This is a genomic window from Brevundimonas sp. CEF1, from assembly GCF_051353055.1.
Taxonomy (GTDB): Bacteria; Pseudomonadota; Alphaproteobacteria; order Caulobacterales; family Caulobacteraceae; genus Brevundimonas.
Window position 1 is genome coordinate 2,394,411 of record NZ_CP195593.1, and the last position, 24,335, is coordinate 2,418,745.

Here is a 24,335-nt window from a genome sequence, read left to right on the forward strand (position 1 = left end):
GCGATGACTTCGGCGCCGGCGATCTGATCGCCGGCGCCTTTTTTTATGGAGCAAAGGAGATGCGGGGGCCTTAGCCGCCGTAGCCGCGTCCGCCGCCGCCGAAACCGCCGCGCGAGACGACCGTGGTGCGGCTCTGCACCCGACTGGGAGCCTGACGCGCCACGTCACCGTGTTCGCGGCCGTTGGTCAGGGTCTTGCCCGTGCGATAGTCGCGATAGGTGTAGCCGCCGCCGTAGCCGTTGGAATAGCGGCCGTCCCGGTCGCGATACAGCGGTCCGCCGCCGCGATAGCCGCCGCCGTTCAGCATCTGGCCGACGATGAAGCCCGTCAGCAACGGGGTGAAGAAGGAGCCGCCGCCGCTCTGATTGGGCTGGCACTGAGACGGCCCCCACTGGCCCTCGCATTCAGACTGGGTGGCGTAGCGCGGCGCCGTTTCAGCGGCGGCCTTCTGGGCGGCGGCCTGGGCCGCATCGCACTCGGCGTCCGAGATGTCGTTGGCGACGCGGCATTCCTCCAGCGAAGTATAGGCCTGAACCGGCTCGGGCTCGGGCGCGGCGACCTGAGGCGCGCCGCAGGCGGCCAGCGAGAAGCTGGCGGTGGCCATCAGGCTGCTGACATGCAGGACGCGCGAGCGCTTCAGCTTGCGCATGGTCTTGGTTTCGGGCGGCGTTTCCTTGGTCATCGCGGTCACGCCGTCATGCAGGCGGCGTTCAGCAGCCCGACGCAGATGGAGATGGCGGCCAGATAGACCGCCGCCGCGATCTCGCCCGCCTCGATGCGGACCACCAGGTTGCGAAACGCCAGGCGGCTGATGGTGACGAAGACCAGGATCTGGATGACACCGGCCAGCAGGGCCCAGGCGGCGAACTCCATCAGGCTGACGGTGTGCGACAGAGCCGAGGCCAGGGGTAGGACATAGCCGATCAGGGCGCCCCCCAGCGCAATGGCGGCGGCGGTGTTGCCTTCCCGGATCAGCGTATGCTCATGATAAGGCGTAACCCACTGGTAGATCAGCTTGAACGCCAGGGTGAAAACCCCGGCCATGGCGAAGGCGATCAGGAAGGCGATCGCCCCTTGCTGAAATCCGAACCAGTCAAACATCGTGCTTCTCCCCTGGCGCCGTCAGGCGCGGAACTCGGCCATTTCCAGCGGAATGCCGATCATGATTTCGTGCGTCGTCTCGCCGCCCTCAGGCTGCTGCTCCAGGGCGATCATCAGTTCGCGGCCGCCCGCCAGATCGCGGCCGTACAGCATGCAGGTCTGAAAGATCCTAGCATAGGGCGTGGTCGCCGCACGGTCGTCCCAGATGGTCTCCCACAGGGTCACGGGCGGCTGGATGGCGTCGCTTTCCGAGAACCAGAAGCGCGGATAGTCGGGCAGGTCCTCGGCCGCGCCATGAAACACCGGCGCCGACAGGCGGTCGCGCCAGATGCGGCGTTCGCGCTCATTCGGCGGATAGGCCGAGGTCCAGGGGATGAACAGGCTGAAGTCGTAGCTTTCCGACCCCGCCGCGTCATCGCTCATGGCCTGAAGCATGACATGGTCGTCAGTGTAGAAACGGTGGACGTATTGCCCGCCGTCCAGCGACACCAACCCTTGCGCGGTGATGTCCAGAACGTCGCGGTCCAGCGTGAAATGCGTCTCGTCGCCCAGCCGCCGCCAGGCCAGCGGGTCCAGCGCCACCGTGCGACCCACGGTGATGTTGCGCACCATCGCCAGTTGCGAGGCGGGCGCGGTCTTGTCCGACTGTCCGAAAAGCTTCTTGAACATGGGCGACTATCTAGGCCTGCCGCAGGCCGACTGCGAGCGAACAGAGGCGGTGCGACCGAATGATGCGGGTCATGGTCTGAAATTCAGTCCTGCATTGCCCGATGTCAAGCGTTCATGTTACGCGTTACATGAAACATGACCAAGCCCCCCGCCCCTCCCTCCGCCGCGACCGAACGCATCCGTGCGTGGCGACAGGCGCGCCGCGAGGCGGGCCTGGTCAAGCTGGAGCTCTGGGTGCCCGAGGCCGCACGTGATGACGTGAAGGCCGCCGTCCGCGCCATCCTCACCGATTCCACGCGCGGCCCCCATCTTGCCGGCCGTCACCTTGCCGGCGGAGCGCGCCGCCCCACTTCTGATCCCATCACTTCTGGAGACGACCACCACATGGACGCCGTGATCGAAACCCCCTGGACCGTGCCGGCCATCAAGACGGCGCTGGACGGCTCGCCTCTGGTCCGCGACGGCGAGATGACCCTGCGCGTACTGGAAGGCGCCGACCCGGTGCTGCTGGCGACCATGCACGAATACGGCGACCTGCCGGTCTATCTCAGCGTCGGCGGCGCCCAGATCGTCTGTTCGGTGCTGCTGTGGCCGGTGGCCGAACAGGCCGACCGCCACGCCTTCAACGAGTTCCTGCTGAAGGCCCAGCGCGTGGTGCCCCTGTCGAACTTCGCCATCACCAATGTCGGCGGCGAAGACGTCTATGAGCTGATGGGCGAGCTGTCGTGCAAGACGACGCTGCAAACCATCCTGATCGAGTTGCGCACCCTGGCGGAAAACGCCATCGACGCCACCGAACTGCGTGAAACCTTCGGCGCCGACGCCGCCTGATCCGGAAACCCGACCATGTCCATGCTCAGAAAACTCTCCGCCCTGTTCCGCGGCACAGCCCATGACGCGGCGCAAGGCGTCGTCGACGCCAATGCCCTGAAGATCCTCGATCAGGAAATCCGCGACGCCGACAACGCCCAGGGCAAGGCGCGCGACGACCTGGCCGGCCTGGTGGCGCGCCGCCGCATGGCCGAGAACGAAATGGCCAGCTTCCACGAGCAGATCGGCAAGTACGAGAACTCGGCTCGCTCGGCCCTGGGTCAGGGCAAGACCGATCTGGCGCGCGAAGTCGCCGTCCGCATCGCCGAACTGGAAGTCGAGATCTCGACCCGCGGCCCGCTGATCGAGGATATGAAGACAGCCGAAACGCGCCTGCGCACGGCCATCACTGCGACCGACCAGAAGATCGAGACGCTCCGTCGCGAGATCGACATCGTCAAGGTCAACGAGTCCGTCCAGCGCGCCCAGACCTCGGTCGCCCTGAACTCGGCCGGCGCCCAGTCGCGCATCGGCTCGGCCGCCGACAGCCTGCAACGCATCAAGCAACGCCAGGCCGTGCAGGAAGAAAAGCTGCGCGAGAACCAGGCCCTGGAAGACCGCCGCACCGGCGCCGATCTGGACGCCAAGCTGCGCGACGCCGGCATCCTGCCCGGTCACTCGTCCGCCGACGACGTCCTGGCCCGCCTGACCCAGAAGGACGTGACCATCGTCACCCCGCGCATTGGTCAAGCCACGCCCGACAAGGACCCGGCCTGATCCATGCAGCGTCTGCGCCTTGATCCTCGTCCCGACTGGGATGCTCAGGCCGACAGCCTGGGCTTCACCTGGCGTCACACCGGCGGCGAGCTCTATTGGGACGAAACCGCCGCCTACGCCTTCACCATGGCCGAGGTCGAGGACGGGATCGAAGCGCCGACCGAGGAACTGCACGCCATGTGCCTGGATCTGGTCGCCGAGGCGGTCCAGTCCGAGCGGTTGATGGAACAACTCGACATCCCCGAGCCCATGCGGGACTACGTGGCCGACAGCTGGAACCGGGGCGATCCGTCGCTCTACGGCCGCTTCGACTTCGCCTATGACGGCACGGGTCCGGCCAAGCTCTATGAGTACAACGCCGACACCCCGACCAGCATCTATGAGACAGCGGTCTTCCAGTGGCTGTGGCTGGAGGATCAGATCAAGGCCGGCGTCCTGCCCGCCGACGTCGACCAGTTCAACAGCCTGCACGAGAAGTTGGTCGACCGGTTCCGGGCCATCTTCCCCAACGGCGGCTTCGTGCATTTCAGCTCGGACGCCGACTTCGTCGAGGACCGCCAGACCGTGCGTTTCCTCGAGGACCTCGCCCAGCAGGCCGGGCTGGACCCGCAGTTCGTCGCCATCGACCAGATCGGCCTCAACGCCGACGGCCAGTTTGTCGACCACGAGAACTGGCTGATCCAGGCCATGTTCAAGCTCTATCCGTGGGAGCAGATGCTGCGCGACGACTACGCTGCACCGCTGCCGACAGCAGGCGTGACGGTGCTGGAACCGGCGTGGAAGAGCATCCTGTCCAACAAGGGCATCCTGCCCCTGTTGTGGGAACGCCACGCGGGACACCCCAACCTGCTCGAGGCCTATTTCGAGGATGATCCGGTCCATGCTGCGCTGGGCTCGTCCTACGTCCGCAAGCCCTTGTTTTCGCGCGAAGGCGCCAACGTCGAACTGGTCGAACAGGGCCGCAGCGCCGCCGAGGTCATCGACGGCGGCTATGGCGGCGGGCGTTGGATTCGTCAGGCCCTTTGCAACCCGCCTAGCTTTGACGGCAACCACGTCATCGTCGGTTCCTGGGTGGTCGGCGACGAGGCGGCGGGCATGAGCCTGCGCGAGGACGTCAGCCTGGTCACCCGCAACACCTCGCGCTTCCTGCCGCACTTCATCCGGGACTAGGGAGCGGGCGACGCGGCGGCCCCAACTGCGGCTGGTCAAAACAGGGAGCCTCATGGACGCGATCACTCTTGGCCCCCTGGTGCTATCAGGCGAGCGCTTCGCCCTCCTGGCGGGCGTCTTTGTCTTCCTGATCGGAACCGGTCTGCTGGCCAGCCGCGTCAGCCCCCGCTTCAACCTGTGGAGCACCGTCGTCGTTCTCGGCGGCTTGGCCGCCGCGCGCCTGGCCCACGTCATCGGCCATTGGACCTATTTCAACGACGACCCGCTGCGTGCCTTGGCCGTCTGGCAGGGCGGGTTCGACTGGCTCTGGCTCCTGCCCGTGGTCGCCTTGTCCCTGATCTTCCTGTTACAGACCCGGCGCGAGCGGGCCTGGGCGATTGCGCCGCTGGCCGCCGCCGCCCTGGCCTGGGCCACCGCGCATCATCTGGCCGCCGCCAGCGAGCCCCTGCCCCCGCCGCCCCTGACCTTGGCCGCGCTGGACGGGCCGCCGGTTGACCTGGCAACCAGCAACGGACGACCGACCGTGATCAACCTGTGGGCCACGTGGTGCGCCCCCTGCCGCCGCGAAATGCCCGCCCTAGCCCAGGCCGAGCGCGATCATCCCGAGGTGCGCTTCCTCCTGATCAATCAGGGCGAGGACTCCGACAAGGTGCGCGCCTTCCTCGGCAGCGAGAGCCTGAGCTTCAACCATCTGCTGCTAGACCCGACCATGGCGACGCAGCGCCACTATCGCACGGTCGGCATCCCCGTGACGCTGTTCCTTCACGCCGACGGGCGACTGGCCAAGGCCCACATGGGCGAGATCGCGCCCGAGCGGATCGCGGCGGAAATCGCCCGTCTGCGCTGAACGGCCCGCCTATGCACGCTCGATCCTGGTGTCCACGGGGCGATCCAGTTCGATGCCAGCCAGGTCATAGCCCCGGCGGAAGTCCATGATGTGCCGCTCCATCCAATCGCGCACGGCCTGAGCGTCCCTGGCGCGCATCGCCCGAACGATCTCCCGGTGCGCCTCCACCACACGCCCAGGCGATTGATCACCCGTCGCAGGATGGCTGAACAGTTTTTCGAGCGAGGGATAGAAGAGCAGGGAAACAGGTTCGCGCGACATCAGCAGCACCCGATTGCCCGTCGCCTCGGCGATCAGGGCGTGGAAGGCCACGTCCAGGGCGATGATTGATCGCCCCTCCGCCATCGCCGCCTCCATGGCTCGCAAATTGGCCTCCAGGCTCTCGATCAGGGCGTCATCGATGACCGGCGCCACCAGCTCTGCGGCGCAGACCTCCAGCCTCAAGGCGACCTCCCATAGCTCGCGAAACGTCACCCCCTGCATCAACAGGGCGCGCGACCCGCGCGGCGCCAGTTCCTCATGATGCGGCAGGGCCGCGTGCAGGCGGCGCCCTGCTTCGCGCCGGACCAACCCGCTCTGCTCCAGCGCCCGCATCCCCTCGCGCACGGTGTGTCGCGTGACGCCGAACTGCTCCGCCAGTTCGGTTTCGGTCGGGAGCGGCGCGCCGGTCGCGATCCGACCGCTCAGAATTTCTTCCTGCAGCGCCCGATGCACTGCCTCATAGGCGCGAGGGATCGTCAGACGCTTCAGTTGATTTGGCACCTAGACTCTCTTTGTCCAACAATCCAACAATAGGGTATCAGACGCCGCCGCTTCCACAAAACCCTGGCGAGAGTGTTCCGTGCCCATCCGCATCACACAGGACCATCCCGCCTCGAGAAATGTGATCGGGGCCCCAGCCGCGACGACGCCTTCGGAGACCTGAGCGCATGACCCACCCCCTGATCGTTCGTCGCGACCTCGACTTCATGCTGCACGACTGGCTGAAAATGGAGACCCTGTTCGCCACCCCCGCCTTCGCCGACCATAGCCGCGAAAGCGTCGACGCCGTGCTCGACCTGTCCGAAGCCCTCGCCGCCGACCTGTTCCTCCCCCACTACAAGGCGTCCGACGAGATCGAGCCCCGGCTCGAAAACGGGCAGGTCGTGACCCTACCGGCGATCAAGCCGGCGCTGGATCAATATGCCGAGCTCGGCCTGTTCGCCGCCGGCTTCAGCGAAGACCTGGGCGGTCTGGGCCTGCCCTTCCTGGCCAGCATGGCGTCCTTCTCCTTCTTCGCCGCCGCCAATATCGCCACCTCCGCCTATCCGATGCTGACCACGGCCAATGCGCGTCTCATCGCCACCTTCGGATCGGCGGCGCAGGTCGAGACCTTCGCCCTGCCTGAAATCGCCGGGCGCTGGTTCGGCACCATGTGCCTGTCGGAACCCCAGGCGGGATCGAACCTGGCCGATGTCCGCACCAAGGCCGTGGCTGACGGCGAAGACCATCTGGGGCCGCGCTATCGCCTGTCAGGCAACAAGATGTGGATCTCGGGCGGTGATCAGGACATCAGCGAGAACATCGTCCACCTGGTGCTGGCCAAGATCCCGCTCGCGGACGGCTCCCTGCCCAACGGCACGGGCGGCCTGTCGCTGTTCATCGTTCCCAAGATACTGCCCGACGGTCAGCGCAACGACGTCAGCGTCGCCGGCCTGAACCACAAGATGGGCTATCGCGGCGCCAGCAACTGCCTGTTGAACTTCGGCGAAGGTGAGGGCGCGATCGGCTGGCGCGTCGGCGAGGCAGGGCGCGGCCTGCAGCAAATGTTCCTGATGATGAACGAGGCGCGGATCGGCGTCGGCCTGGGCGCCGCCGCCCTGGGTTATCGCGGCTATCGTCATGCCCTGCGCTACGCCCAGGAGCGCATTCAGGGCCAAGGACCGGACGGCTGCGCGGTCGCCATCATCGAACATCCCGACGTGCGGCAGATGCTGCTGACGCAGAAAGCCTATGTCGAGGGCGCCCTCGCGCTGTGCCTCTATTGCGCGAAACTGGTCGACCAGCCCGAGGACGCGGACGCCGCCGCACTGCTGGGGCTGCTGACCCCGGTCGCCAAGACCTGGCCCTCCGAATTCGGCCTGGCGGCCAATGACATCGCCATCCAGATTCACGGCGGCTACGGCTACACTCGCGACTTCGACGTCGAGCAGTTGTACCGGGAGAACCGGCTCAATCCGATCCACGAAGGCACCACCGGCATCCAGGGGCTGGACCTCCTTGGCCGCAAAATTCTTCGCTCCGACGGCGTCGGCTTGGCTGTGCTGGAGCGGCGCATCGTGGAGACCTGCACCCGCGCCCGCGCCGCCCCGGACATGGCCATTCTCGCCGACACCCTGACCGACGCCTGGGCCGAGGTCCGACAGACCATCAACGCCGTCCAGGCCCTGCCCCCGGCCGGTCGTCTTAACCAGGCGACAGCCTTCCTGCGCGGCTTCGGCCATGTGGTCACGGCCTGGATCTGGCTCGATCAGGCGCTGGCCGCCCGCGCTGTCGGTTCCGACGCCTTCCTTGACGGCAAGGTCTTCGCTTGTCGCTTCTTCTACGAGTTCGAACTGCCCAAGGTCCGCCATTGGCTGACGACGGCGGCCTCGACCAGCGGCCTCAGCACCACCGTCGCCAACGACGGCTTCTAGGCGCAGGCAAACGCTGCAATCTCGCGATCCAGGCGCTACAGTCGGCCAAATCGCCAAACGGACCGCCTATGCCTGACAACGCCCCGATCCTGATTTCCCAGCCCGTCTGCGCGCCGCTGACGCCGGCAGCCCTGTTTCTGGTCCTGAACATCGCACCCGGCGAAGCGGCAGAAACGGCGGTGCGTGAACTGTGCGGCGACCTGTCGTCCCTGCTGCGCGGCGTCGCCTTCCGCGACCTGCAGGGTGAACTGAGCTGCGTCATGGGTTTCGGGTCCCAGGCCTGGGACCGACTGTTCGGCGCGCCTCGCCCCAGGGATCTGCATCCGTTCCGTGAGATCAACGGCGTTCATCGCGCCGTCTCGACGCCTGGCGACATCCTGCTGCACATCCGCGCCGCGCGTCCCGATCTGTGCTTCGAACTGGCCATGCACGTCATGGATCGCCTGGGTGACGCCGTGACCACAGAGGACGAGGTCCACGGCTTCAAATTCTTCGACAACCGCGACCTGTTGGGTTTCGTTGATGGGACGGAGAACCCCGCGCCCCAAGTCGCCGGCGCCGCCGCCCTGGTCGGCGACGAGGACCCTGATTTCATCGGCGGCAGCTACGCCATCGTCCAGAAATACCTGCACGACATGAAGGGCTGGAACGCCCAGCCGGTCGAACGCCAGGAAGCCGTCATCGGCCGCTTCAAACTGTCGGACATAGAGATGAGGGACGAGGACAAGGCTCCCTACGCCCACAACGTCCTGACCAACATCGACGACGAAAACGGCGAGCAACTGCAGATCGTGCGCGACAACATGCCCTTCGGCGAGGTCGGCAAGGGCGAGTTCGGCACCTATTTCATGGGCTATGCCCGTGAACCTGGCCGGATGGAGCGGATGCTGGAAAACATGTTCATCGGCTCGCCTCCGGGAAACTACGACCGGCTGCTGGACTTCAGCCGAGCCGTGACGGGGTCGTTGTTCTTCGTTCCGACCGTGAATTTTCTGGACGACGTCGAGGCCTGACGAACTGACCAGGCCGGCCTGGTCGCCTAGCCGGCCTGTTCCAGGGGCGCGGGCGAGTCGATCCGCGCCGCCGCCCCGGCGAGCGCGGCGAACAGTTCGCCGACCTCGATGGGCTTCTTCAGCACGCCATCCACGCCAGCGGCCCGATAGCGACGGACGTCTTCGGCGAAGACGTTCGCGGTCAGCATGAAGATCGGCATCTCACTGGAGCGGCCGCCCAGCGCACGACTGGCCCGCACCGCCGTCGCGCCATCCATACGCGGCATATTGGCGTCCATCAGGATCAGGTCGAAGGCGTTGACCTGAACGGCCTCGAGCGCCGCCAGACCGTCCTCGACCAGGGTCAGCTCCATGTCGAAGGGATCGAGCAGAACCTGCAGCACCTGTCGATTGGCGGCATTGTCCTCGGCCGCCAGAACCCGCAGGGGCCGGTCCATAGACGCTTCCAGAACCTCGACAGGATCGACATCCTCGACCGCCGTTCCCGCGTCGGCGGGGAACTCGAACCAAAAGCGGCAACGACCGTCAGGCGCCTCATCCTGGCCAATGGTTCCGCCCAGGCTGGCCATGTTGCCGGCGCAGATAGCCAGACCCAAGCCCGTGCCCCCGACCTGGCGGCCAGAATCCGTCTGCTCGAACGCTTCAAAAATTCGCGCGCGGTCTTCAGGAGAAACCCCCGGCCCCTGGTCGATGATCTCGACACGAACCTGATAGCGGTTGCGGGTTCGACGGGCGCTGACCACAAGCACCAGCTCGCCGCCCGCCGGCGAGAATTTCAGGGCGTTGGACAACAGGTTGACCAGGGTCTGCTCGACCTTGCCCTTGTCTGAAACCAGCGCGCAGTCTTCCGGCAGACCGCTGAGATCGACGATCAGATCCACGCCCATTTCCTTGGCGCGCGGCGTCCAGACGCGCCCGACGGCGTCCATGGCGCTGCGCAGGTCGAAGGCCCCCATATGGGCCGACATCTTGCCGGCCTCGATCTGGGCGAGATCCAGAACGGCGTTGAGCAGACGCAACAGCATTCCGCCGGATTCCCGCACCCCATCCACAAGGCCCTGCTGCTTTGACGAGAGCGGCGTGCGCGCCAGCCCCTCGGTCAGCCCCAGAACCGCATTCAGAGGTGTGCGGACCTCATGACTGGTCACGGCCAGGAAGGCGGACTTGGCGCGGTTGGCGGCCTCGGCGGCGACGCGCTGGGCCTCGGCCTCCTTGACCATCCGCTCCAGCTTGGCGTTACGCGCCCTGGCGTCGGCTTCCGCCCGGCTACGCTCGATCACCCGACCCAGTTGGACGCCGATCTGGGCCATGGTCCTGAGGATGGCCTCGTCCGGTTCGGCGACCTTGTGGGAAAAGAACTCCAGCACCGCCGCCACCTCACGGCCCACCATGACCGGAAAGGCGAAGGCCGCGCGCAAACCGCATCGCTCGGCGGCCTCGGCGCGAAGGAAGTTGTCGGCAGCTGTGACGTCGGAAATCCAGACAGGGGCTTTCTCGGCCATGACCTGGCCGGGCAAGCCGACGCCGGCGGTGAAGGTAATCGCCTCGGACAAGGCGCTGAACTCGGCGGCTTCGACGCCGTCCCTGGCCCACCACAGCCTGGTCGACTCCATGACGGCGCGACGTCCGCGTTTCCGGATGAAGGCGTGGCCGACGGGCCAACCGGTGAATCCGCAGACCTCCTGCAGAGCGGTCTTCAACGCCGCTTCAGGGGTCCTGGCCCAGATTGCAGGCCACCGCGATCGTTTCCAGAAGACGGAGGCGCTCGGCCCGCAAGAAGAGCTCGCGAGTGCTGCCCTCCACAATGGCCTCGGCGGCGCGGCGTGCAGCGCGCTCACGCTGCAGTCGGCGTTCCAGACGTTCCAGGTGGTCGTGCTCTAAGTCCAATCTACACCTCGTCAGGCTGCGAGCTGCGGCCAGTGGACATGGAAGATGCAGGCCGAGTCCCCTCGGTCGATGCATTGCGGGTGCTGTACGTCCAGGCGCTCGCCATAGTGAGCGCCCGCCCCCTCCAGGAAGCCCTGGCCCAAGGCGCACAATCGACGGGTCGAACGATAATCCAGCCTCAGGCTGCCGTTCGCTTCCTCACGGATATGGAAATGAGGGCACGACGCGCCGACGTAGATCTTGCGGACCTCGAAATGGATGATGTCGTTGACGCCCAGGACAAGGGTTCGCGCCGACACATGCTCTTCGAAGAAGTTTGGGAAGAGCCGGGCCAGATGCGACATCGCCTCCTTCCCGAACCAGCGCAGCACTTCGGCCGGCGACAGGTCGAACCGGGCCGCGGCCGCGTTCACCAAGGCCGTCATGTCATCGTCTGGATAGCTGCCGGCCGACGTATAGACGCCGTCAACCTGCGCCGCGTCTATCAGGTCGTCCCAGACATCATCTCCGTGGTGCTGACTGACCACGTCCTGCAACAGATTAAAGATGATGCCCTTCATAGTCCTACTCCAGCCAGAGGCTCCTCCGACCGGTAGGCTTCCACCCTTTGTAATATAGTTAACAAAACAACGTTCACGATCGAATTTCGGCGCGCTGACAGGGCTCAGAGTGTTAACGGCCTACTCCCGTTGACCGTCACCGTCGCGCCCAGGCGCTAGGTCGCCTTGACTCGAAAAGAAAAGGCGCGGACCGAAGTCCGCGCCTTGGTCGAGATCAGAAGAAGCCCAGCTTGTCCGGGCTGTAGCTAACCAGCAGGTTCTTGGTCTGCTGATAGTGATCCAGCATCATGCGATGGTTTTCGCGCCCGATGCCCGACTTCTTATAACCGCCAAAGGCCGCGTGGGCCGGATACTGGTGATAGCAGTTGGTCCAGACGCGGCCAGCCTGGATGGCCCGGCCCGCGCGATAGGCCGTGTTCATGTCGCGCGACCACACCCCCGCCCCCAGGCCGTATTCGGTGTCGTTGGCGATGGCGATGGCCTCTTCCAGGGTCTTGAAGGTGGTCACGGCCAGGACCGGGCCGAAGATCTCCTCCTGGAAGACGCGCATGTCGTTGGTGCCCTTGAACACGGTGGGCTTGACGTAATAGCCGCCCGCCAGATCGTCCTTCAGCACGCTTTGCTCGCCGCCGGTCAGGACCTCGGCGCCTTCGTCCTTGCCGATCTGCAGATAGGAGAGGATCTTCTTGAGCTGCTGGTCCGAGGCCTGGGCGCCGACCTGGGTAGCCGGGTCCAGCGGGTCGCCCTGTTTGATGGCCTCAACGCGGGCGATCGCCTTCTCGATGAAGGCCTCATAGATGTCTTCGTGGATCAGGGCGCGGCTGGGGCAGGTGCAGACCTCGCCCTGATTGAGCGCGAACATGGCGAAGCCTTCCAGCGCCTTGTCAAGGAAGGCGTCGTCGGCGTCCATCACGTCCTTGAAGAAGATGTTCGGCGACTTTCCGCCCAGTTCCAGCGTCACCGGAATGATGTTCTGAGTGGCGTATTCCATGATCTTCTGACCGACGGCGGTCGAGCCGGTGAAGGCGATCTTGGCGATGCGCGGATTGGTGGCCAGGGGCTCGCCGACCTCGATCCCCGTGCCCGAGACGATGTTCAGCACGCCCGGCGGCAGGATGTCCTGAATCAGCTCCATAAGCAGCAGGATGGAGGCCGGGGTCTGTTCTGCGGGCTTCAGCACGATGCAATTGCCCGCCGCCAGGGCCGGAGCGATCTTCCACGCCGCCATCAGGATGGGGAAGTTCCACGGAATGATCTGACCGACCACGCCCAGCGGCTCGTGGAAGTGATAGGCGACCGTGTCGTTGTCCAGTTCGGAAATGGTGCCTTCCTGGGCCCGGATGCAGCCCGCGAAATAGCGGAAGTGGTCGATAGCCAGCGGGATGTCGGCCGCAAGCGTTTCGCGCACCGGCTTGCCGTTGTCCCAGGTCTCGGCCTCGGCGATGGCCTGCAGGTTCTGCTCCATCCGATCGGCGACGCGGTTCAGGATCAGGGCGCGCTGGGCGACGCTGGTCTTGCCCCAGCTGTCCCTGGCGGCGTGAGCGGCGTCCAGCGCCAGCTCGACGTCGGCCGCGTCCGAGCGAGCGATCTCGCACAGGACGCGCCCGTTCACCGGGGAGGTGTTCTCGAAATAGCGGCCGTTGACCGGGGCGACCCACTGGCCGCCGATGAAGTTGTCGTAGCGCGCCTTGTATTTGGGAGTCACGGCGCGGATGAATTCGGGCTTGGTCACGAAAGGCCTCCTGCTGGTTTCCTCGGGCGCCGATTGTCCGGCGTCGTTTGAGACCAGTTTGGTCGGCAGGGGGCGCAGCGCCAGACGGCGGCGAAATGGTGCGCCGCAAACCTGTCGCAGGATTGCGACAGGTCAGTGCAGGTCGATCAGACCTAGGCGATGCAGCTTGCGGTGCAGGGTGGCGCGGCTGACGCCCAGGGCGCGAGCGGCGGCGGAAACATTGCCCCCGCTGCGGGCCAGGGCGCGACGCACGGCGCCCCGCTCGGCCTCCAGCAGGTCCGTCTCGACCCCGCCCGGCGTCAGCAGATCCGAGGCTGGAAGTTGAGCGGCGATGCGCTCGTCGGTGATGGCCAGCGACAAACGCGCCGCCCGCGTGGCCCCGATCACCAGATCGTGCCGGTCGACGGCCAGCAGGGCCGCCGCATTGCGCTCGCTGGCCCCGCCCGCCAGGACGATGCGGGCATCGGCGAAGGCTTGGCGGAAGGTCTGGGCCTCGATCGCCCGCGCCGCATCGGCCACGGCTGCCGAGATCAGCCCCAGGATAGCCTCGGTCGCGTCGGCCCGGCACGAGGAGACGTCCAGCGCCCCGGCCAAACGCCCCATGTGGTCGTGGATGGGATGGGTGATGCAGCTCAGGCCGGTGTTGCGGGCGTGGAAATGCTGTTCGCGGTGGATCGTCACGGCGCGATGCTCGGCCAGGGCCGTGCCGATGCCGTTGGTCCCTTCGACCGCCTCTGACCAGACGGCGCCGGGCCACAGGCCCCAGCGATGGAAGGTTTCGTCGTCGGCCACGGCCCCACGCCGCTCGACCGGCACCCCCTCGGCATTGGTCAGCAGGACGCAGCACCCCACGCCGCCGACCGCCAGGAACAGCCGGTCCAGCACGCCCTCAGCGGCGCGCGTCAGCGGCTCCATCGCCTGACGCGCCTCATGAAGCTGCTGCTCGGTGACGGTCTCGACCCGGCCATGCTCGACGGGATCGAGGCCATAAAGGGTCATCGACCGCCGCCATGACGCCGCCAGGGCCGAGCGCGCGCCCGCCCCCTCGTCCAGCGCCTGCCGGATCAGACTCCCGTGATCACCGCGCAACCGATCAGCCATGGCCGATCTCCCAGGGTTCGTCTCAGCTCAATCTTCCCTGTCGCTTCGCGGTACGTCAACGCATCCAGCCTTGCCGCAAGCAATGATTGACTTGATCGGCACATAAGGCCTGTTGCATCCACCCCCAACGCCTCGCGAATTAAGACGCCTATTCAGTAAGATAACCGAATCCCCACACTAACCAGACGCGGCGGACCATAGCCCGCGACACCGGTTCCGGTCTCCGAGACCTCGACCTCGGCGTCGAACAGGTTGTCGGCGGCCAGCCACAGGGAGGTCGTCGTGTTGACCCGCCAGTCGGCCCGAACATCCACCGTCACGGCGGAGTCTAGCATGCGGCTGTTCAGGTCGTCCTCGAACCGCTTGCTCTCATACTGGGCGCGCGCGGCCAGGGTCAGCCGCTCACTGGCGCGCCAGTCTATGCCCGCCGTGGCGCTCCAGATCGGGGCCTGGGCGGGACGCAGGCCGGTCAGTTGCGGGGCGGACGACCCGCCGTCGACGCGCGCGTCAGTGATGGAGACGGCCCCGGTCAGGTCCAGCCCGCCGCGCACGGTCTGACGCGCGCTGATCTCGACGCCCGTCGCCTCGATGGTTCCGGCGTTCTGGCGCTGGCGCAACACCCCGCCGGCGGGTACGAAGCCCGCGCGGGGAAAGGTCCCGGGGCCCTGGCCGATGGTGACGTTGACGATGGCGTCCTCGATCCGGTTCCAGAACAGGGTCGCGCTCAGGGCCGAGATCGGACCCTCAAAGGCCAGCCCGGCCTCGATCCCCTGCAGGGTCTCGGGAACCAGCCCCGCATTAGCCTCGGTCAGGTCGTTGCCGACGCGAAACGGTCGATGCAGTTCGTTCAGCGTGGCGGGCCGGAACCCGGAATAGGCCGCCACTCGCGCAGCCCAGCCGCCGCCGATCATGCGCCGCGCCGCCAGCCGCGCGCTGACCACCTCGCCCGAGCGTTCGGGATCGGTCTCGTCTAGCGTCGCCGCGCCCGTCGCCAGATCGCGCTCCAGCCGCCGTCCGTTCCGGTTCTTCCAGTTGTCCAGCCGCAGCCCGCTCGCGAACAGCCACGGCCCGGTCTCCCACGAGCCTTCGCCGTAAACCCCGGCCACCGCCGTCTCGCCCCCGGCGATGCGGTCGCGGGTGAAGGCGCCGCCCATGTAGCGGAACCGTTCGCGGGTCTCGCCCTCGTTGAAACGGGCGTCGGCGCCGACCTCCCATTCCAGCCGTCCGCCGCCGACTTGCCGCTCGGCCCGGCGCAGGGCGGCGTTCAGGCCCCAGCCCGTCGCGGGCGTCTCATACTGGTCGTTGGCGGGCGTGGTCGTCGTCCTGTCCGTCGCCACGGCGACCGAGGTGTTGGCCAGATCGCTTTTGCGCCGCCAAGCCTGCAGCCGCCAGCCGTAGTCGCCGTCGGACGGCCGTCGTGCGGCGGTGGCCGACAGCACATGGCCGCTGGCCGTGGCCCGCGCCCCGGCCAGACCCGAGCCGCGATCCTCCTCATAGGCCGCCGCCCGCAGCGACAGCGCCGCCTCGCCCAGCGGCAGGTCCGCGCGCAAGGCCGCGCTCTTCGCCTCCAGATCCAGCGGCGTGTCCGCCGCCCCGGCCGCCGCGCCGCGCACAGGAACGTAGCCGTCGCTGGTCTCATAGAGCACCGAACCCGTCAGCCGTGCCCGTCCTGCATCGACCCCGCCCGCCCCCGCCAGCCGCGCCCCGCCGCGCTCGGCGATGGAGGTGTCCAGCACCCCGCCGCGCTCCCGCTCTCGTAACTGGATCACCCCGGTCAGGGCCCCCGCGCCATAGGACCCGGCCCCGGCCCCGCGCACGATGTCGAGACTCTCGACGCTCTCGGTCGGCGTCTGGCTCCAGATCACCCAGCCGCCGAAGGGATCGTTCAGGGGCACGCCGTCCAGCGTCACCAGCGTCCGGCCCGCTCCTGACGGAGCGATGGCGCGCAAGGATATGCCCTGGGTCGTCGGATTGGCCGCCAGGCTGGAGGTCCGCCGGAACAGCGACACCGCCGGAACTGTCGCCAGGGCTTCATCCAGCCGCGTCGCGCTCGACAGCGGCTCCTCGCCCAGGCGGATCACGGAAAAGGCCGCCTCGCCCGCTGCGGGAGGCAGGCGGGCGGCGGTGACAAGAACGTCATCAACAGAGGTGGTCTGCGGCTGGAAATCTGTCACTCGAATTTCCCTGTCGAACGCCTGGCGGGGCGGCAGCGTCTCTGACAGATAGTCGATCATGGTCTTGATGTCGTCCGCCGAGGCGAGCAGCCTGCGGGCGACGAGTTGACGATCATGTCCGCCAATTTTTAGCCTCTCAGCGTCGCCCCGCCGTCGACGTAGAGGTCCGTCATGGTGATGTGGGCGGCGCGGTCGGACAGCAGGAAGACCACCGCCTCGGCGATGTCTTCGGACGTCGCCAGCTTCTGCAGCGGAATGCCCGCCTTGAACGTCTCGGGAGAGCCGGCGATGACCCGGGCGGCGCCGTCCTTATCGGCCCACATGCCGGTCTGCATCGGCGTCAGGGTCGAGCCGGGGGCGACGATGTTGCAGCGGACGCCCTTAGGCCCCAGTTCCAACCCCAGACAGCGGGTGAACATGGTCGCCGCCGCCTTGGACGCGGCATAGGCCGCCATCGCATGGCGCGGCACGCCCGCCGCGTTGGAGCTGACGGTGACAAAGGCGCCCTTGCCTCTTTCGCCCATCCGACGCGAAACCTCGCGGCCCAGATGGAAGACCCCGTCCGCATTGACCGCGAAGACGCGGCGCCATTCAGCGTCGGAGGTCTGATCCACCGTCACATTGGACAGGACGCCCGCGACGCTGGCCACGAAGTCGATCGGGCCTTCCTCGGCCTCGATACGCTCAAACAGGGCCTCGACCGCCGCGCCGTCGGACACGTCCAGCGGCTCGACGCGCACGCCGTTCAGGAAGGCCAGCCCCGACAGGGCGGTGGACGGAAGGTCGCTCGCCACCACGCGCGCCCCCTCCTCGACCAGCAGGCGCACCACGGCGGCGCCGATGCCGCCGCCCGCGCCCGTGACCAGGGCCAGGCGGCCGGACAGTCCGCTGTCTCTCATCGTGTCATATCCTCTGTGGCGGTCATGCGGGCGTCGAGCGCAGGGGCGATCAGGGCCGTCGCCGCCGGGCCGGTCAGTTGCGGGTGCAGGAAGGGAACCTCGACCACGTCCAGATCGGCGACGTAAGGGCGCCACAGGCCAGGCGTCAGGTCGCGCTCCTTATGATCCAGCGCCGCGCGGACGTGGGTGGTGCGGCCGCCGAAGGCCTTGTGATGGTGCTCACGCACCAGACGGTTGGTGTCCAGCACCACGCGGATCACCCCGTCCAGAGCGGCCTCTGGCAGGCTGCCCAGCGCGCTGTCGCCCGCCTTCAGGAAGGCGAGGATGGCCTCGCGGCTGCGCAGTTCGGGATACTGGGTCGGGTCATATCCGGCGATGGCCAGAAGGGCGCGCATGGCATCGACGGGGTTCGGTTCCGGCTCGGCGCGCCAGCACTCAGCCGGATAGGAGTCCAGCATGGCCATCAGGCCGACCTTGACCCCGCGCCGCTCCAGCTCGACCGCCGCCGCCTGAGCGATAATGCCGCCGACGGACCAGCCTGCGATATGCACCGGTCCCGGCGAGCCGAGCTCCAGAATATGATCGACATAGACCGACGCCAACGCGTCGATCCCGTCCGGCAGGGCGTTCTGCGGGTCCAGTGCGGGCGACTGAACGCCCCACACCGTGCGGCGCGGCGACAGGGCGCGCGCCAGGGTGCGATAGCCCCACGATAGCCCTCCCGCCGGGTGGATCAGGAACAGCGGCGGCAGGGCCGGATCGCCCTCGGCCAGACGGATCAGCACGCCCAGCCCATTGTCGAAGTCCAGCGCCTCGGCGTCGATCAGGGCGGCCAGTTCCGCCACGCGCGGCCGGTCGAACAGGGCGCCCAGCCCCGGATCGCGCCCCAGCCGCTCGCGGATCAGCATCATCAGATGCACCGCCAGCAGGGAGTCCCCGCCCAGCGTAAAGAAGTCGTCGTCGGCGCCCGCAGGTTCGGCCCTGCCCAGCGTCTCGGCGAACAGTTCGGCGATGATTTTCTCGGTCGGCGTCTCGGCCGCCCGGCCCGCTGCGGCCTCGAACACCGGGGCGGGCAGCGCCTTGCGGTCCAGCTTGCCGTTGGAGGTCGTCGGCAGGGCGTCCAGCGCCACGATGACGGCCGGCGCCATGTAGTCGGGCAGGCGCGCGGCCAACTTGGCCTTCAGGGCTGCGAGGTCATACCCCTCGGCCGGAACCAGATAGACGACCAGACGGCGCTCGCCGGGGCGGTCCTCGCGGGCCAGCACCACCGTCTCGCGCGCCAGACCGCTGGCGATGACGGCGGCTTCGATCTCGCCCAGTTCGATGCGCAGGCCGCGGATCTTCACCTGATGGTCGCTGCGGCCCAGATAGACGACCGCCCCATCCGCCCGCCTGCGCGCCACGTCGCCGGTGCGATACAGGCGCTGGCCCGGATGGTGCGGGTCGGGGATGAAGCGGTCCTCGGTCAGGTCGAGCCGGTTCAGATAGCCGCGCGCCAGTTGGACGCCGCCCAGATGCAGATGGCCGCCCATGCCGGGCGCCACGGGGCGCAGCCGCTCGTCCAGAATGACCAGTCGCGTGTTCCAAACCGGCCAGCCGATCGGCATGGGGCGGGACGTATCGTCCGGCCCGGCGGCCCAATAGCTGACGTCCACCGCCGCCTCGGTCGGGCCGTAGAGGTTGTGCAGTTCGGCCTTCACCGTCTGATGGAAACGGTCACGCAATTCGGCGGGCAGTTCCTCGCCGCTGCAGAAGACGTGGGCGACCGCGATGCCCTTGGCCGCCGGATCGGCCAGAAAGGCCGACAGCATGGAGGGGACGAAGTGCAGGTCGGTGATCGCATGACGACGGATCAACCCGGCGATGGCCACCGGATCGCGATGGACGCCGGGCGGGGCCACGACCAGTTCGCCGCCCGAGATCAGGGCGAGGAAGAACTCCCACACCGAGACGTCGAAGGTGGCGGGCGTCTTCTGCAGGATGCGGGTCTGGGCGCCGATGCCGTACTCGGCCTGCATCCACAACAGGCGGTTGACGATGGCCCGATGCTCGACCAGCACCCCCTTGGGATCACCGGTCGAGCCCGAGGTGTAGATGACATAGGCGGCGTCTTCGCCCGTCTGGGCGACGATAGGCGCGGCCCCATCCAGCGGCCAGTCGGCCGGCGCCAGCAGGGCCTCGCCAAATGCGCCGCCGATGTCCTCATGGGCCAGCACGACGGTCGGGCCGGCGGCGCGGACGATGGCGGCGATGCGCTCGGCGGGATGCTCCAGGTCAAGCGGCAGATAGGCGCCGCCCGCGCGTAAGGCGGCGACCAGGGCGATCACCAGTTCCAGCGAACGCGGCAGGGCCACGGCGACCAGGCTCTCGCGTCCCACGCCGCGTGCCGCCAGCATCGAGGCCAGCGCGGCCGTGCGGCGGTCCAGCTCGCCATAGGTCAGGGTCCGCTCGCCGAAGGTCAGCGCCGGGGCGTCCGGCGTCGCCTGCATCGCCACCTCCAGCAGGGCGGTCAGCGTCGTGTCGGGAACCGGGTGGGCGGTGGCGTTGAAGGCTTCGAGTTCGCGCGCGGCCTCGCTCGGCGTGGCGATGGGAACTTCGCCCAGCGTTTCGGCGTCGAGGGCGTTCGTCAGGAAGGCGGCCAGACGCTCTGCGTGGGCGGAGGCTTCCTCCAACGTGTAGAGGTCGGGGTTGGCGTCGACCTCCAGCGTCAGGGCCGGGGCGGCGTCGCCGCGGAAGGTGAAGCTGATGTCGTCCACCGGGCCAGTGCCCAACACCTTCAGCATCGTGTCCAGCCCCGCAAAGCGCGGCGGCAGATCGAACGGCAGGACGTTGACCAGCGGCCCATACAGGCGCCGCGCCCCGCCGATCAGGCCGAGATCACGCCGCAACTGCTCGCTGCGGTAACGGCCGTGGCGGCGGGTCTTGATCAGGGCCTTGGAGGCCAGGATCAGTTGCTCGTCCAAGCGACTGGATTCCGTCTCGACCAGCGAGTTCCACATCTACCGCGTGACAGACCTGGTGCTGCCGCTCAACGGCGAGGGAACGCCGACGTGAGTACGTCGCGCACCTCATCAGACAGCCTGCCTGTCGTCGGTCTTTTAGCCCTCGCTGCGGCCGGGTTCCTGACTATCCTCACCGAGGCCCTGCCCGCCGGTCTTCTGCCGGACATCAGCGCCGGCTTGGGCATTTCTGAAAGCATGGCAGGACAGCTCATCACCGCCTACGCCGCAGGCTCACTGGCGGCGGCCATTCCACTGACGGCCGCCACGCGCAGTTGGCGGCGCCGCCCCCTGTTGTTGATGGCCGTCGGCGGCTTCCTTTTCGCAAACGCCGTCACAGCCCTGTCCCACAGCTACGTGCTGACATTGGGCGCGCGCTTTGTCGCCGGCGTCTTTGCCGGTCTCGTCTGGGCTCTGCTCGCCGGCTACGCCAGCCGCATGGCGCCCAAACACCTCAAGGGCCGCGCCATCGCCCTGGCCATGGTCGGCACGCCGCTAGCCCTGTCGATCGGCATACCCGCCGGCACGATGGTCAGCGGCCTGATCGGCTGGCGATCCGTCTTTCTGATGATGAGCGGCCTGAGCCTGCTGCTGATCGCATGGATCGCATGGCGGGTTCCCGACTTCGATGGCGAGACTTCGGCCCGGAGAACTCCGCTGCTGAGAGTGCTGCAAATCCCCGGCCTGAAACCCGTGCTCGCCGCGACCTTCGGCTTCGTGCTCGCGCACAATATTCTCTACACCTACATCGCGCCCATCTTGCGCCAGGCGGACCTGATCGCGCGCGTGGACGCCGTCCTGTTGCTGTTCGGCGTCGCCGCCCTTGCGGGCATATGGATCGTGGGCGTCTGGATCGACAGGCAGCTCAAGGTCCTGGCCCTGACGAGTACAGGCCTGTTTCTCTTTGCGGCCCTCGTACTGGCGGCGTTCGGACAGACCGCCGGCATGGTGCTGCCGGCGATCGCCGTCTGGGGGCTCGCCTTTGGCGGCGCAGCCTCGCTCTTCCAGACCGCATCGGCGCGCGTTGCGGGGCGCGACACAGATCTGGCCCAATCGATGATCGTCACTGTCTGGAACCTCGCCATCGCTGGCGGCGGCCTCCTTGGTGGTGCGATCATCCGGTTCGGGAGCGCCGATGATCTGTCCTGGGGTGCCGTCCTGCTGCTCGCACTCACCGGTTGCGTGGTCTTTCTGAATCGGAAGGTGGGTTTCGCCTAAAAGCACATTCGATTGAGTCCCGGATGCGCCAAAAGCGGACATCCCGCCATCGCCGGAAACCAGTCATTTGAACGATGGCGTGAAGGGAGGGGAATCGAACGCGCACGGTGAACTGATGTGTGCGCAATCACCGTCCGCGGTCCTAGGACGGCGGACGGGCCCCGCTCCTGCCCGGGAGACTTGACTGGGCAGGACACTCCAGCAACCCTCGATTGAGGGGGATCAGCCATGCTTGCTGTCTATGCCGACCATTTCAACAATCAGCTCGCGGGCCTGGAGCGGGACCCGGGACCGCTCGGGTTTGTTGTTCAGCAGGTTCCCCACCACTGGCGGCCGGACGCGCGCGTCTTCCTCATCGCAAACCTCATGCACATGGTCGTGAATCCAATCCTCGCGGTTCGGGGACCTGCCCCCGACGGCCTGCTTCCGCTTCTGGCCGAGGACATCGCCGCCATCCGCGCCCTCTCGGAGGCGATCGCGAGCCAGCGGGACCGCGACTACGTATCCGCCACCTCCGTGGCGATCGCGCTGGGCCAGCTCGCGCCGAACCTCGCGACGACGGCTCTGCAGGTGTGGGGCCCGGAAGAACCCAATCCTGCCCCACAGACAGCATGAACCCTACGCCTCCGGGAAAAGCGGGTAATCCCACCAGCGGTGCTAAGGCGCCTGAACGCCAGCTGTCCGGGGCACTCATGGCTGGCGCCTTCGCACTGATGTGTGTTGCGCTCGCCTCCATCCCTCCGGCGTTTCCGAGCCTCACGCCATTGGGTCGTGGGCTTGCAGGCGGCCTCAGCCTGCTCGCGGTCACCGCCTACCTGGTAAGCGTGGGTTTCGGCGGTCGAGGTTGGGTCGGCAGGGCCAAGGCCGGAAGCGGCAACCCGTTCAACCTCCAGGCTCTCGCGGGCCTGGCCGGCTTCCTCCTGCACGCGGCAGCGCTGGCGGCCATGGGCCTGAACGGTGCCGATGATACCACCCGACTCCGCGTGGCAGAGCTTGAGAGACGGCTGACCTTGGTGACGTCGGACCTTCGGCTCACCCGGGAGGCGCTCGCGGACGTCCGACGGCAGACACCCGCCGAGGTTCGAGTCACCTGCTCACCTGCAGCAACGCCCGAACCGTGCGTGGTAAAGTAGTCTCACCAGGGGAAGTCCCGCAGGAGAGGTACAATGCCCGCTGCACCTGTCGTCCCCCGACCGCTGCATGCAGCACGTCTGCGGTACAGGAGTAAGTTTTGCCAGATTCGCTGTTAGACTCCCGGGGCTACTTCTGGCCGGCCGGGCTAACCGTTCCGGACGGGCACTTCGCACATCCCGCAAGCGTTACGGGACGGCTGAAGATCAACAACTCCGGACGTATCGGCCTCGATCTGGACGGGCATCTTCCAGGCGATGAGCCCGGGGCCCTCCTCTCGCGTGTTTTCCGACGCGGCCAGGTCGAGGGCGCCATTGCCGGGGTCCTGATCGGTACGGATGAGCGCGTGTGGCTTGGTGACCTTGTCGCCAACGGCGCCAACGCGCACGCGAACGGGCCATCGACCGAAGCCTACCTCCCGCATCTGGCCCTCATCAGCACCGATCCTGTCTTTGACGACCGGCGTCACCGGTTCCGACAGATCGAATTTCCGCTTGACGGCCTTGAGGGCTGGCTGGGCCTGTCGGACCTGAAGGCCGACCGGACACCAAGGGGAGTCCGTGCGAGTTACGTCAAACCCAAGACGCAGCAATGGCGTCTCCAGAGCGATGTGCTTGAGCTGCAGCGCTGGCTGGATGGGATCCTGCCGGCGACCGGCAGGCCGAGCATAGTGTGGCGCGAACGCGCCCTTCTCAGGCTGGTCCGGAAACAGCCGGTGACGGTCGAAGAGGCTGTCGAGCTCGCCCAGAAGGTCGAGGATTTCCTCATACTGCTCACCGACAGCAACCGCGGGCTGGACTTCCCCCGCCTGAGGTTGAAAGCCAAGGGCTCCCCCGTTAGGCTCTACTATCCCAGGATGGGTCGTGGCGCGGAGCCCGTGTCCTGGCACCGGTCATGGGCGATGTTTCCCGCCTGCGAGAGCAGTTTCGGCGCCATGTTCGGAAAATGGCTGGCCCTCCATGACCAGATGGGCCCAGGCGTCCATCTCTATCTCGGCAATCGCCGTGGGCACCCGATGTACCCGGAGCACCGCTTCGCCAGCCTTGTCTGGGGCCTCGAGGCCCTGCACCGGGCATCCTACCCGAATTCTCCAAATCCCCGGCTGGCCGCCAAGGTCCAGCGCATCCTGTCCAGTATCGCACTCGAGAAGGATCGCGTCTGGGCTGAGAGGATGCTGCCGTCCGACGATGAGCCCAGTCTTGCGAGCCGGCTCCGCGAAATCCTGGCGACCTTACCGCTCAACTTAGAAGCCAGCGAACTTCGGGCGTTCGCCGAACGCTGCGCCGGCCGTCGCAACGACATCTCGCACTTCGGCGGGAGAAGGAGCCCTGAAGATGGCGACGCCTTTGACGCGGACATCCAAACCCTGAGTCCGGCTCTTGCCCTTCTGTACCACGCGCTTCTTCTGAAGCTGACCGGATTGCCGGATCACTTGGTCCGACGTCAGTTCCACGGGGGCACAAACGACTACCAGTCACGCCGCACGCTAGGCGCCGCTGGCCTGAACCTTCCTGACGCCGCGGCCTAGGCCCCGCCGCAAAGCGCCAGTAGCGGTCCTTGGCTTCGCGGCCG

The 24,335-nt window shown here is 67.2% G+C and carries 21 protein-coding genes; 10 read left to right on the forward strand and 11 right to left on the reverse strand.

Annotated elements, in window-relative coordinates; genetic code table 11:
- Window positions 1-70: 70 nt before the first annotated feature.
- The 3 genes from ACR9FL_RS12220 to ACR9FL_RS12230 are packed head-to-tail and all read right to left on the reverse strand — an operon-like array spanning window position 71 to window position 1,770.
- A complete protein-coding gene (locus ACR9FL_RS12220; RefSeq protein WP_436358156.1) occupies window positions 71-682 on the reverse strand; it encodes a DUF1190 domain-containing protein in 612 nt (203 codons plus the stop codon).
- A 5-nt stretch (window positions 683-687) separates the two neighbouring features.
- Complete coding sequence (locus ACR9FL_RS12225) at window positions 688-1,101, reverse strand: DUF350 domain-containing protein (RefSeq protein ID WP_296172939.1); 414 nt, start codon at window positions 1,099-1,101, stop codon at window positions 688-690.
- Window positions 1,102-1,122: 21 nt separating this feature from the next.
- Window positions 1,123-1,770 carry a YjfK family protein gene (locus ACR9FL_RS12230; RefSeq protein ID WP_436355785.1) on the reverse strand — a complete coding sequence of 216 codons (648 nt, stop codon included), beginning with the start codon at window positions 1,768-1,770 and terminating at the stop codon, window positions 1,123-1,125.
- 135 nt (window positions 1,771-1,905) lie between these two features.
- On the opposite strand from ACR9FL_RS12230, the gene ACR9FL_RS12235 reads away from it, so the two are divergent.
- The 4 genes from ACR9FL_RS12235 to ACR9FL_RS12250 are packed head-to-tail and all read left to right on the forward strand — an operon-like array spanning window position 1,906 to window position 5,374.
- Window positions 1,906-2,601 (forward strand): YjfI family protein, encoded by a 696-nt coding sequence (locus ACR9FL_RS12235; protein ID WP_296172934.1) that lies wholly within the window; start codon window positions 1,906-1,908, stop codon window positions 2,599-2,601.
- A 15-nt stretch (window positions 2,602-2,616) separates the two neighbouring features.
- Window positions 2,617-3,357, forward strand: coding sequence for a PspA/IM30 family protein (locus ACR9FL_RS12240; protein WP_436355786.1), 741 nt, complete (start codon window positions 2,617-2,619; stop codon window positions 3,355-3,357).
- A 3-nt stretch (window positions 3,358-3,360) separates the two neighbouring features.
- Complete coding sequence (locus ACR9FL_RS12245; protein ID WP_436355787.1) at window positions 3,361-4,527, forward strand: glutathionylspermidine synthase family protein; 1,167 nt, start codon at window positions 3,361-3,363, stop codon at window positions 4,525-4,527.
- A 52-nt stretch (window positions 4,528-4,579) separates the two neighbouring features.
- On the forward strand, window positions 4,580-5,374 hold the full coding sequence (locus ACR9FL_RS12250) for a redoxin family protein (RefSeq protein WP_436355788.1): 795 nt from the start codon (window positions 4,580-4,582) through the stop codon (window positions 5,372-5,374).
- A gap of 9 nt (window positions 5,375-5,383) precedes the next feature.
- Here ACR9FL_RS12250 and ACR9FL_RS12255 read toward each other — a convergent pair whose 3' ends face one another.
- On the reverse strand, window positions 5,384-6,136 hold the full coding sequence (locus ACR9FL_RS12255; RefSeq protein WP_296172928.1) for a FadR/GntR family transcriptional regulator: 753 nt from the start codon (window positions 6,134-6,136) through the stop codon (window positions 5,384-5,386).
- 167 nt (window positions 6,137-6,303) lie between these two features.
- Here ACR9FL_RS12255 and ACR9FL_RS12260 point away from each other — a divergent pair, with 167 nt between their 5' ends.
- A complete protein-coding gene (locus ACR9FL_RS12260; protein WP_436355789.1) occupies window positions 6,304-8,049 on the forward strand; it encodes an acyl-CoA dehydrogenase in 1,746 nt (581 codons plus the stop codon).
- Between the two features lie 68 nt (window positions 8,050-8,117).
- Entirely contained in the window at window positions 8,118-9,062 is a 945-nt protein-coding gene (locus tag ACR9FL_RS12265) for a Dyp-type peroxidase (RefSeq protein ID WP_296172924.1), read from the forward strand.
- Between the two features lie 26 nt (window positions 9,063-9,088).
- Here ACR9FL_RS12265 and ACR9FL_RS12270 read toward each other — a convergent pair whose 3' ends face one another.
- The 7 genes from ACR9FL_RS12270 to ACR9FL_RS12300 form a co-directional block, all read right to left on the reverse strand.
- Entirely contained in the window at window positions 9,089-10,900 is a 1,812-nt protein-coding gene (locus ACR9FL_RS12270; protein WP_436355790.1) for an ATP-binding protein, read from the reverse strand.
- A gap of 60 nt (window positions 10,901-10,960) precedes the next feature.
- Window positions 10,961-11,509 (reverse strand): heme NO-binding domain-containing protein, encoded by a 549-nt coding sequence (locus tag ACR9FL_RS12275; protein ID WP_296172920.1) that lies wholly within the window; start codon window positions 11,507-11,509, stop codon window positions 10,961-10,963.
- 214 nt (window positions 11,510-11,723) lie between these two features.
- On the reverse strand, window positions 11,724-13,241 hold the full coding sequence (gene exaC / locus ACR9FL_RS12280; RefSeq protein WP_436355792.1) for an acetaldehyde dehydrogenase ExaC: 1,518 nt from the start codon (window positions 13,239-13,241) through the stop codon (window positions 11,724-11,726).
- A gap of 132 nt (window positions 13,242-13,373) precedes the next feature.
- The gene (locus ACR9FL_RS12285; protein ID WP_296172916.1) at window positions 13,374-14,342 is read right to left on the reverse strand and encodes a GAF domain-containing protein; all 969 of its coding nucleotides are present in this window, start codon (window positions 14,340-14,342) and stop codon (window positions 13,374-13,376) included.
- A gap of 152 nt (window positions 14,343-14,494) precedes the next feature.
- Window positions 14,495-16,516, reverse strand: a complete 2,022-nt coding sequence (locus ACR9FL_RS12290) for a TonB-dependent receptor (protein WP_436355793.1) — start codon at window positions 16,514-16,516, stop codon at window positions 14,495-14,497.
- 128 nt (window positions 16,517-16,644) lie between these two features.
- The gene (locus ACR9FL_RS12295) at window positions 16,645-17,415 is read right to left on the reverse strand and encodes a 2,3-dihydro-2,3-dihydroxybenzoate dehydrogenase (protein WP_436355794.1); all 771 of its coding nucleotides are present in this window, start codon (window positions 17,413-17,415) and stop codon (window positions 16,645-16,647) included.
- Window positions 17,412-20,414, reverse strand: a complete 3,003-nt coding sequence (locus ACR9FL_RS12300) for an amino acid adenylation domain-containing protein (protein ID WP_436355795.1) — start codon at window positions 20,412-20,414, stop codon at window positions 17,412-17,414. Before ACR9FL_RS12300 ends, ACR9FL_RS12295 begins: the two co-directional genes overlap by 4 nt.
- Before the next feature lie 51 nt (window positions 20,415-20,465).
- Between ACR9FL_RS12300 and ACR9FL_RS12305 the strand changes: the two genes are divergently transcribed.
- The 4 genes from ACR9FL_RS12305 (at window position 20,466) to ACR9FL_RS12320 (ending at window position 24,291) form a co-directional block, all read left to right on the forward strand.
- The gene (locus ACR9FL_RS12305; RefSeq protein ID WP_436355796.1) at window positions 20,466-21,632 is read left to right on the forward strand and encodes an MFS transporter; all 1,167 of its coding nucleotides are present in this window, start codon (window positions 20,466-20,468) and stop codon (window positions 21,630-21,632) included.
- A 228-nt stretch (window positions 21,633-21,860) separates the two neighbouring features.
- Window positions 21,861-22,247 carry a hypothetical protein gene (locus ACR9FL_RS12310; protein WP_436355798.1) on the forward strand — a complete coding sequence of 129 codons (387 nt, stop codon included), beginning with the start codon at window positions 21,861-21,863 and terminating at the stop codon, window positions 22,245-22,247.
- A gap of 77 nt (window positions 22,248-22,324) precedes the next feature.
- Window positions 22,325-22,765, forward strand: coding sequence for a hypothetical protein (locus ACR9FL_RS12315; protein WP_436355799.1), 441 nt, complete (start codon window positions 22,325-22,327; stop codon window positions 22,763-22,765).
- A gap of 98 nt (window positions 22,766-22,863) precedes the next feature.
- The gene (locus ACR9FL_RS12320; RefSeq protein WP_436355800.1) at window positions 22,864-24,291 is read left to right on the forward strand and encodes a HEPN domain-containing protein; all 1,428 of its coding nucleotides are present in this window, start codon (window positions 22,864-22,866) and stop codon (window positions 24,289-24,291) included.
- Window positions 24,292-24,335: the final 44 nt, after the last annotated feature.

Coding starts and splice junctions, on each gene's coding strand:
- ACR9FL_RS12240 (WP_436355786.1), top strand. CDS start 2,617: ATGTCCATGCTCAGAAAACTCTCCGCCCTGTTCCGCGGCACAGCCCAT.
- ACR9FL_RS12295 (WP_436355794.1), bottom strand. CDS start 17,415: ATGAGAGACAGCGGACTGTCCGGCCGCCTGGCCCTGGTCACGGGCGCG.
- ACR9FL_RS12250 (WP_436355788.1), top strand. CDS start 4,580: ATGGACGCGATCACTCTTGGCCCCCTGGTGCTATCAGGCGAGCGCTTC.
- ACR9FL_RS12300 (WP_436355795.1), bottom strand. CDS start 20,414: ATGTGGAACTCGCTGGTCGAGACGGAATCCAGTCGCTTGGACGAGCAA.
- ACR9FL_RS12245 (WP_436355787.1), top strand. CDS start 3,361: ATGCAGCGTCTGCGCCTTGATCCTCGTCCCGACTGGGATGCTCAGGCC.
- ACR9FL_RS12275 (WP_296172920.1), bottom strand. CDS start 11,509: ATGAAGGGCATCATCTTTAATCTGTTGCAGGACGTGGTCAGTCAGCAC.
- ACR9FL_RS12230 (WP_436355785.1), bottom strand. CDS start 1,770: ATGTTCAAGAAGCTTTTCGGACAGTCGGACAAGACCGCGCCCGCCTCG.
- ACR9FL_RS12235 (WP_296172934.1), top strand. CDS start 1,906: ATGACCAAGCCCCCCGCCCCTCCCTCCGCCGCGACCGAACGCATCCGT.
- ACR9FL_RS12265 (WP_296172924.1), top strand. CDS start 8,118: ATGCCTGACAACGCCCCGATCCTGATTTCCCAGCCCGTCTGCGCGCCG.
- ACR9FL_RS12225 (WP_296172939.1), bottom strand. CDS start 1,101: ATGTTTGACTGGTTCGGATTTCAGCAAGGGGCGATCGCCTTCCTGATC.
- ACR9FL_RS12285 (WP_296172916.1), bottom strand. CDS start 14,342: ATGGCTGATCGGTTGCGCGGTGATCACGGGAGTCTGATCCGGCAGGCG.
- ACR9FL_RS12260 (WP_436355789.1), top strand. CDS start 6,304: ATGACCCACCCCCTGATCGTTCGTCGCGACCTCGACTTCATGCTGCAC.
- ACR9FL_RS12315 (WP_436355799.1), top strand. CDS start 22,325: ATGGCTGGCGCCTTCGCACTGATGTGTGTTGCGCTCGCCTCCATCCCT.
- ACR9FL_RS12310 (WP_436355798.1), top strand. CDS start 21,861: ATGCTTGCTGTCTATGCCGACCATTTCAACAATCAGCTCGCGGGCCTG.
- ACR9FL_RS12220 (WP_436358156.1), bottom strand. CDS start 682: ATGACCAAGGAAACGCCGCCCGAAACCAAGACCATGCGCAAGCTGAAG.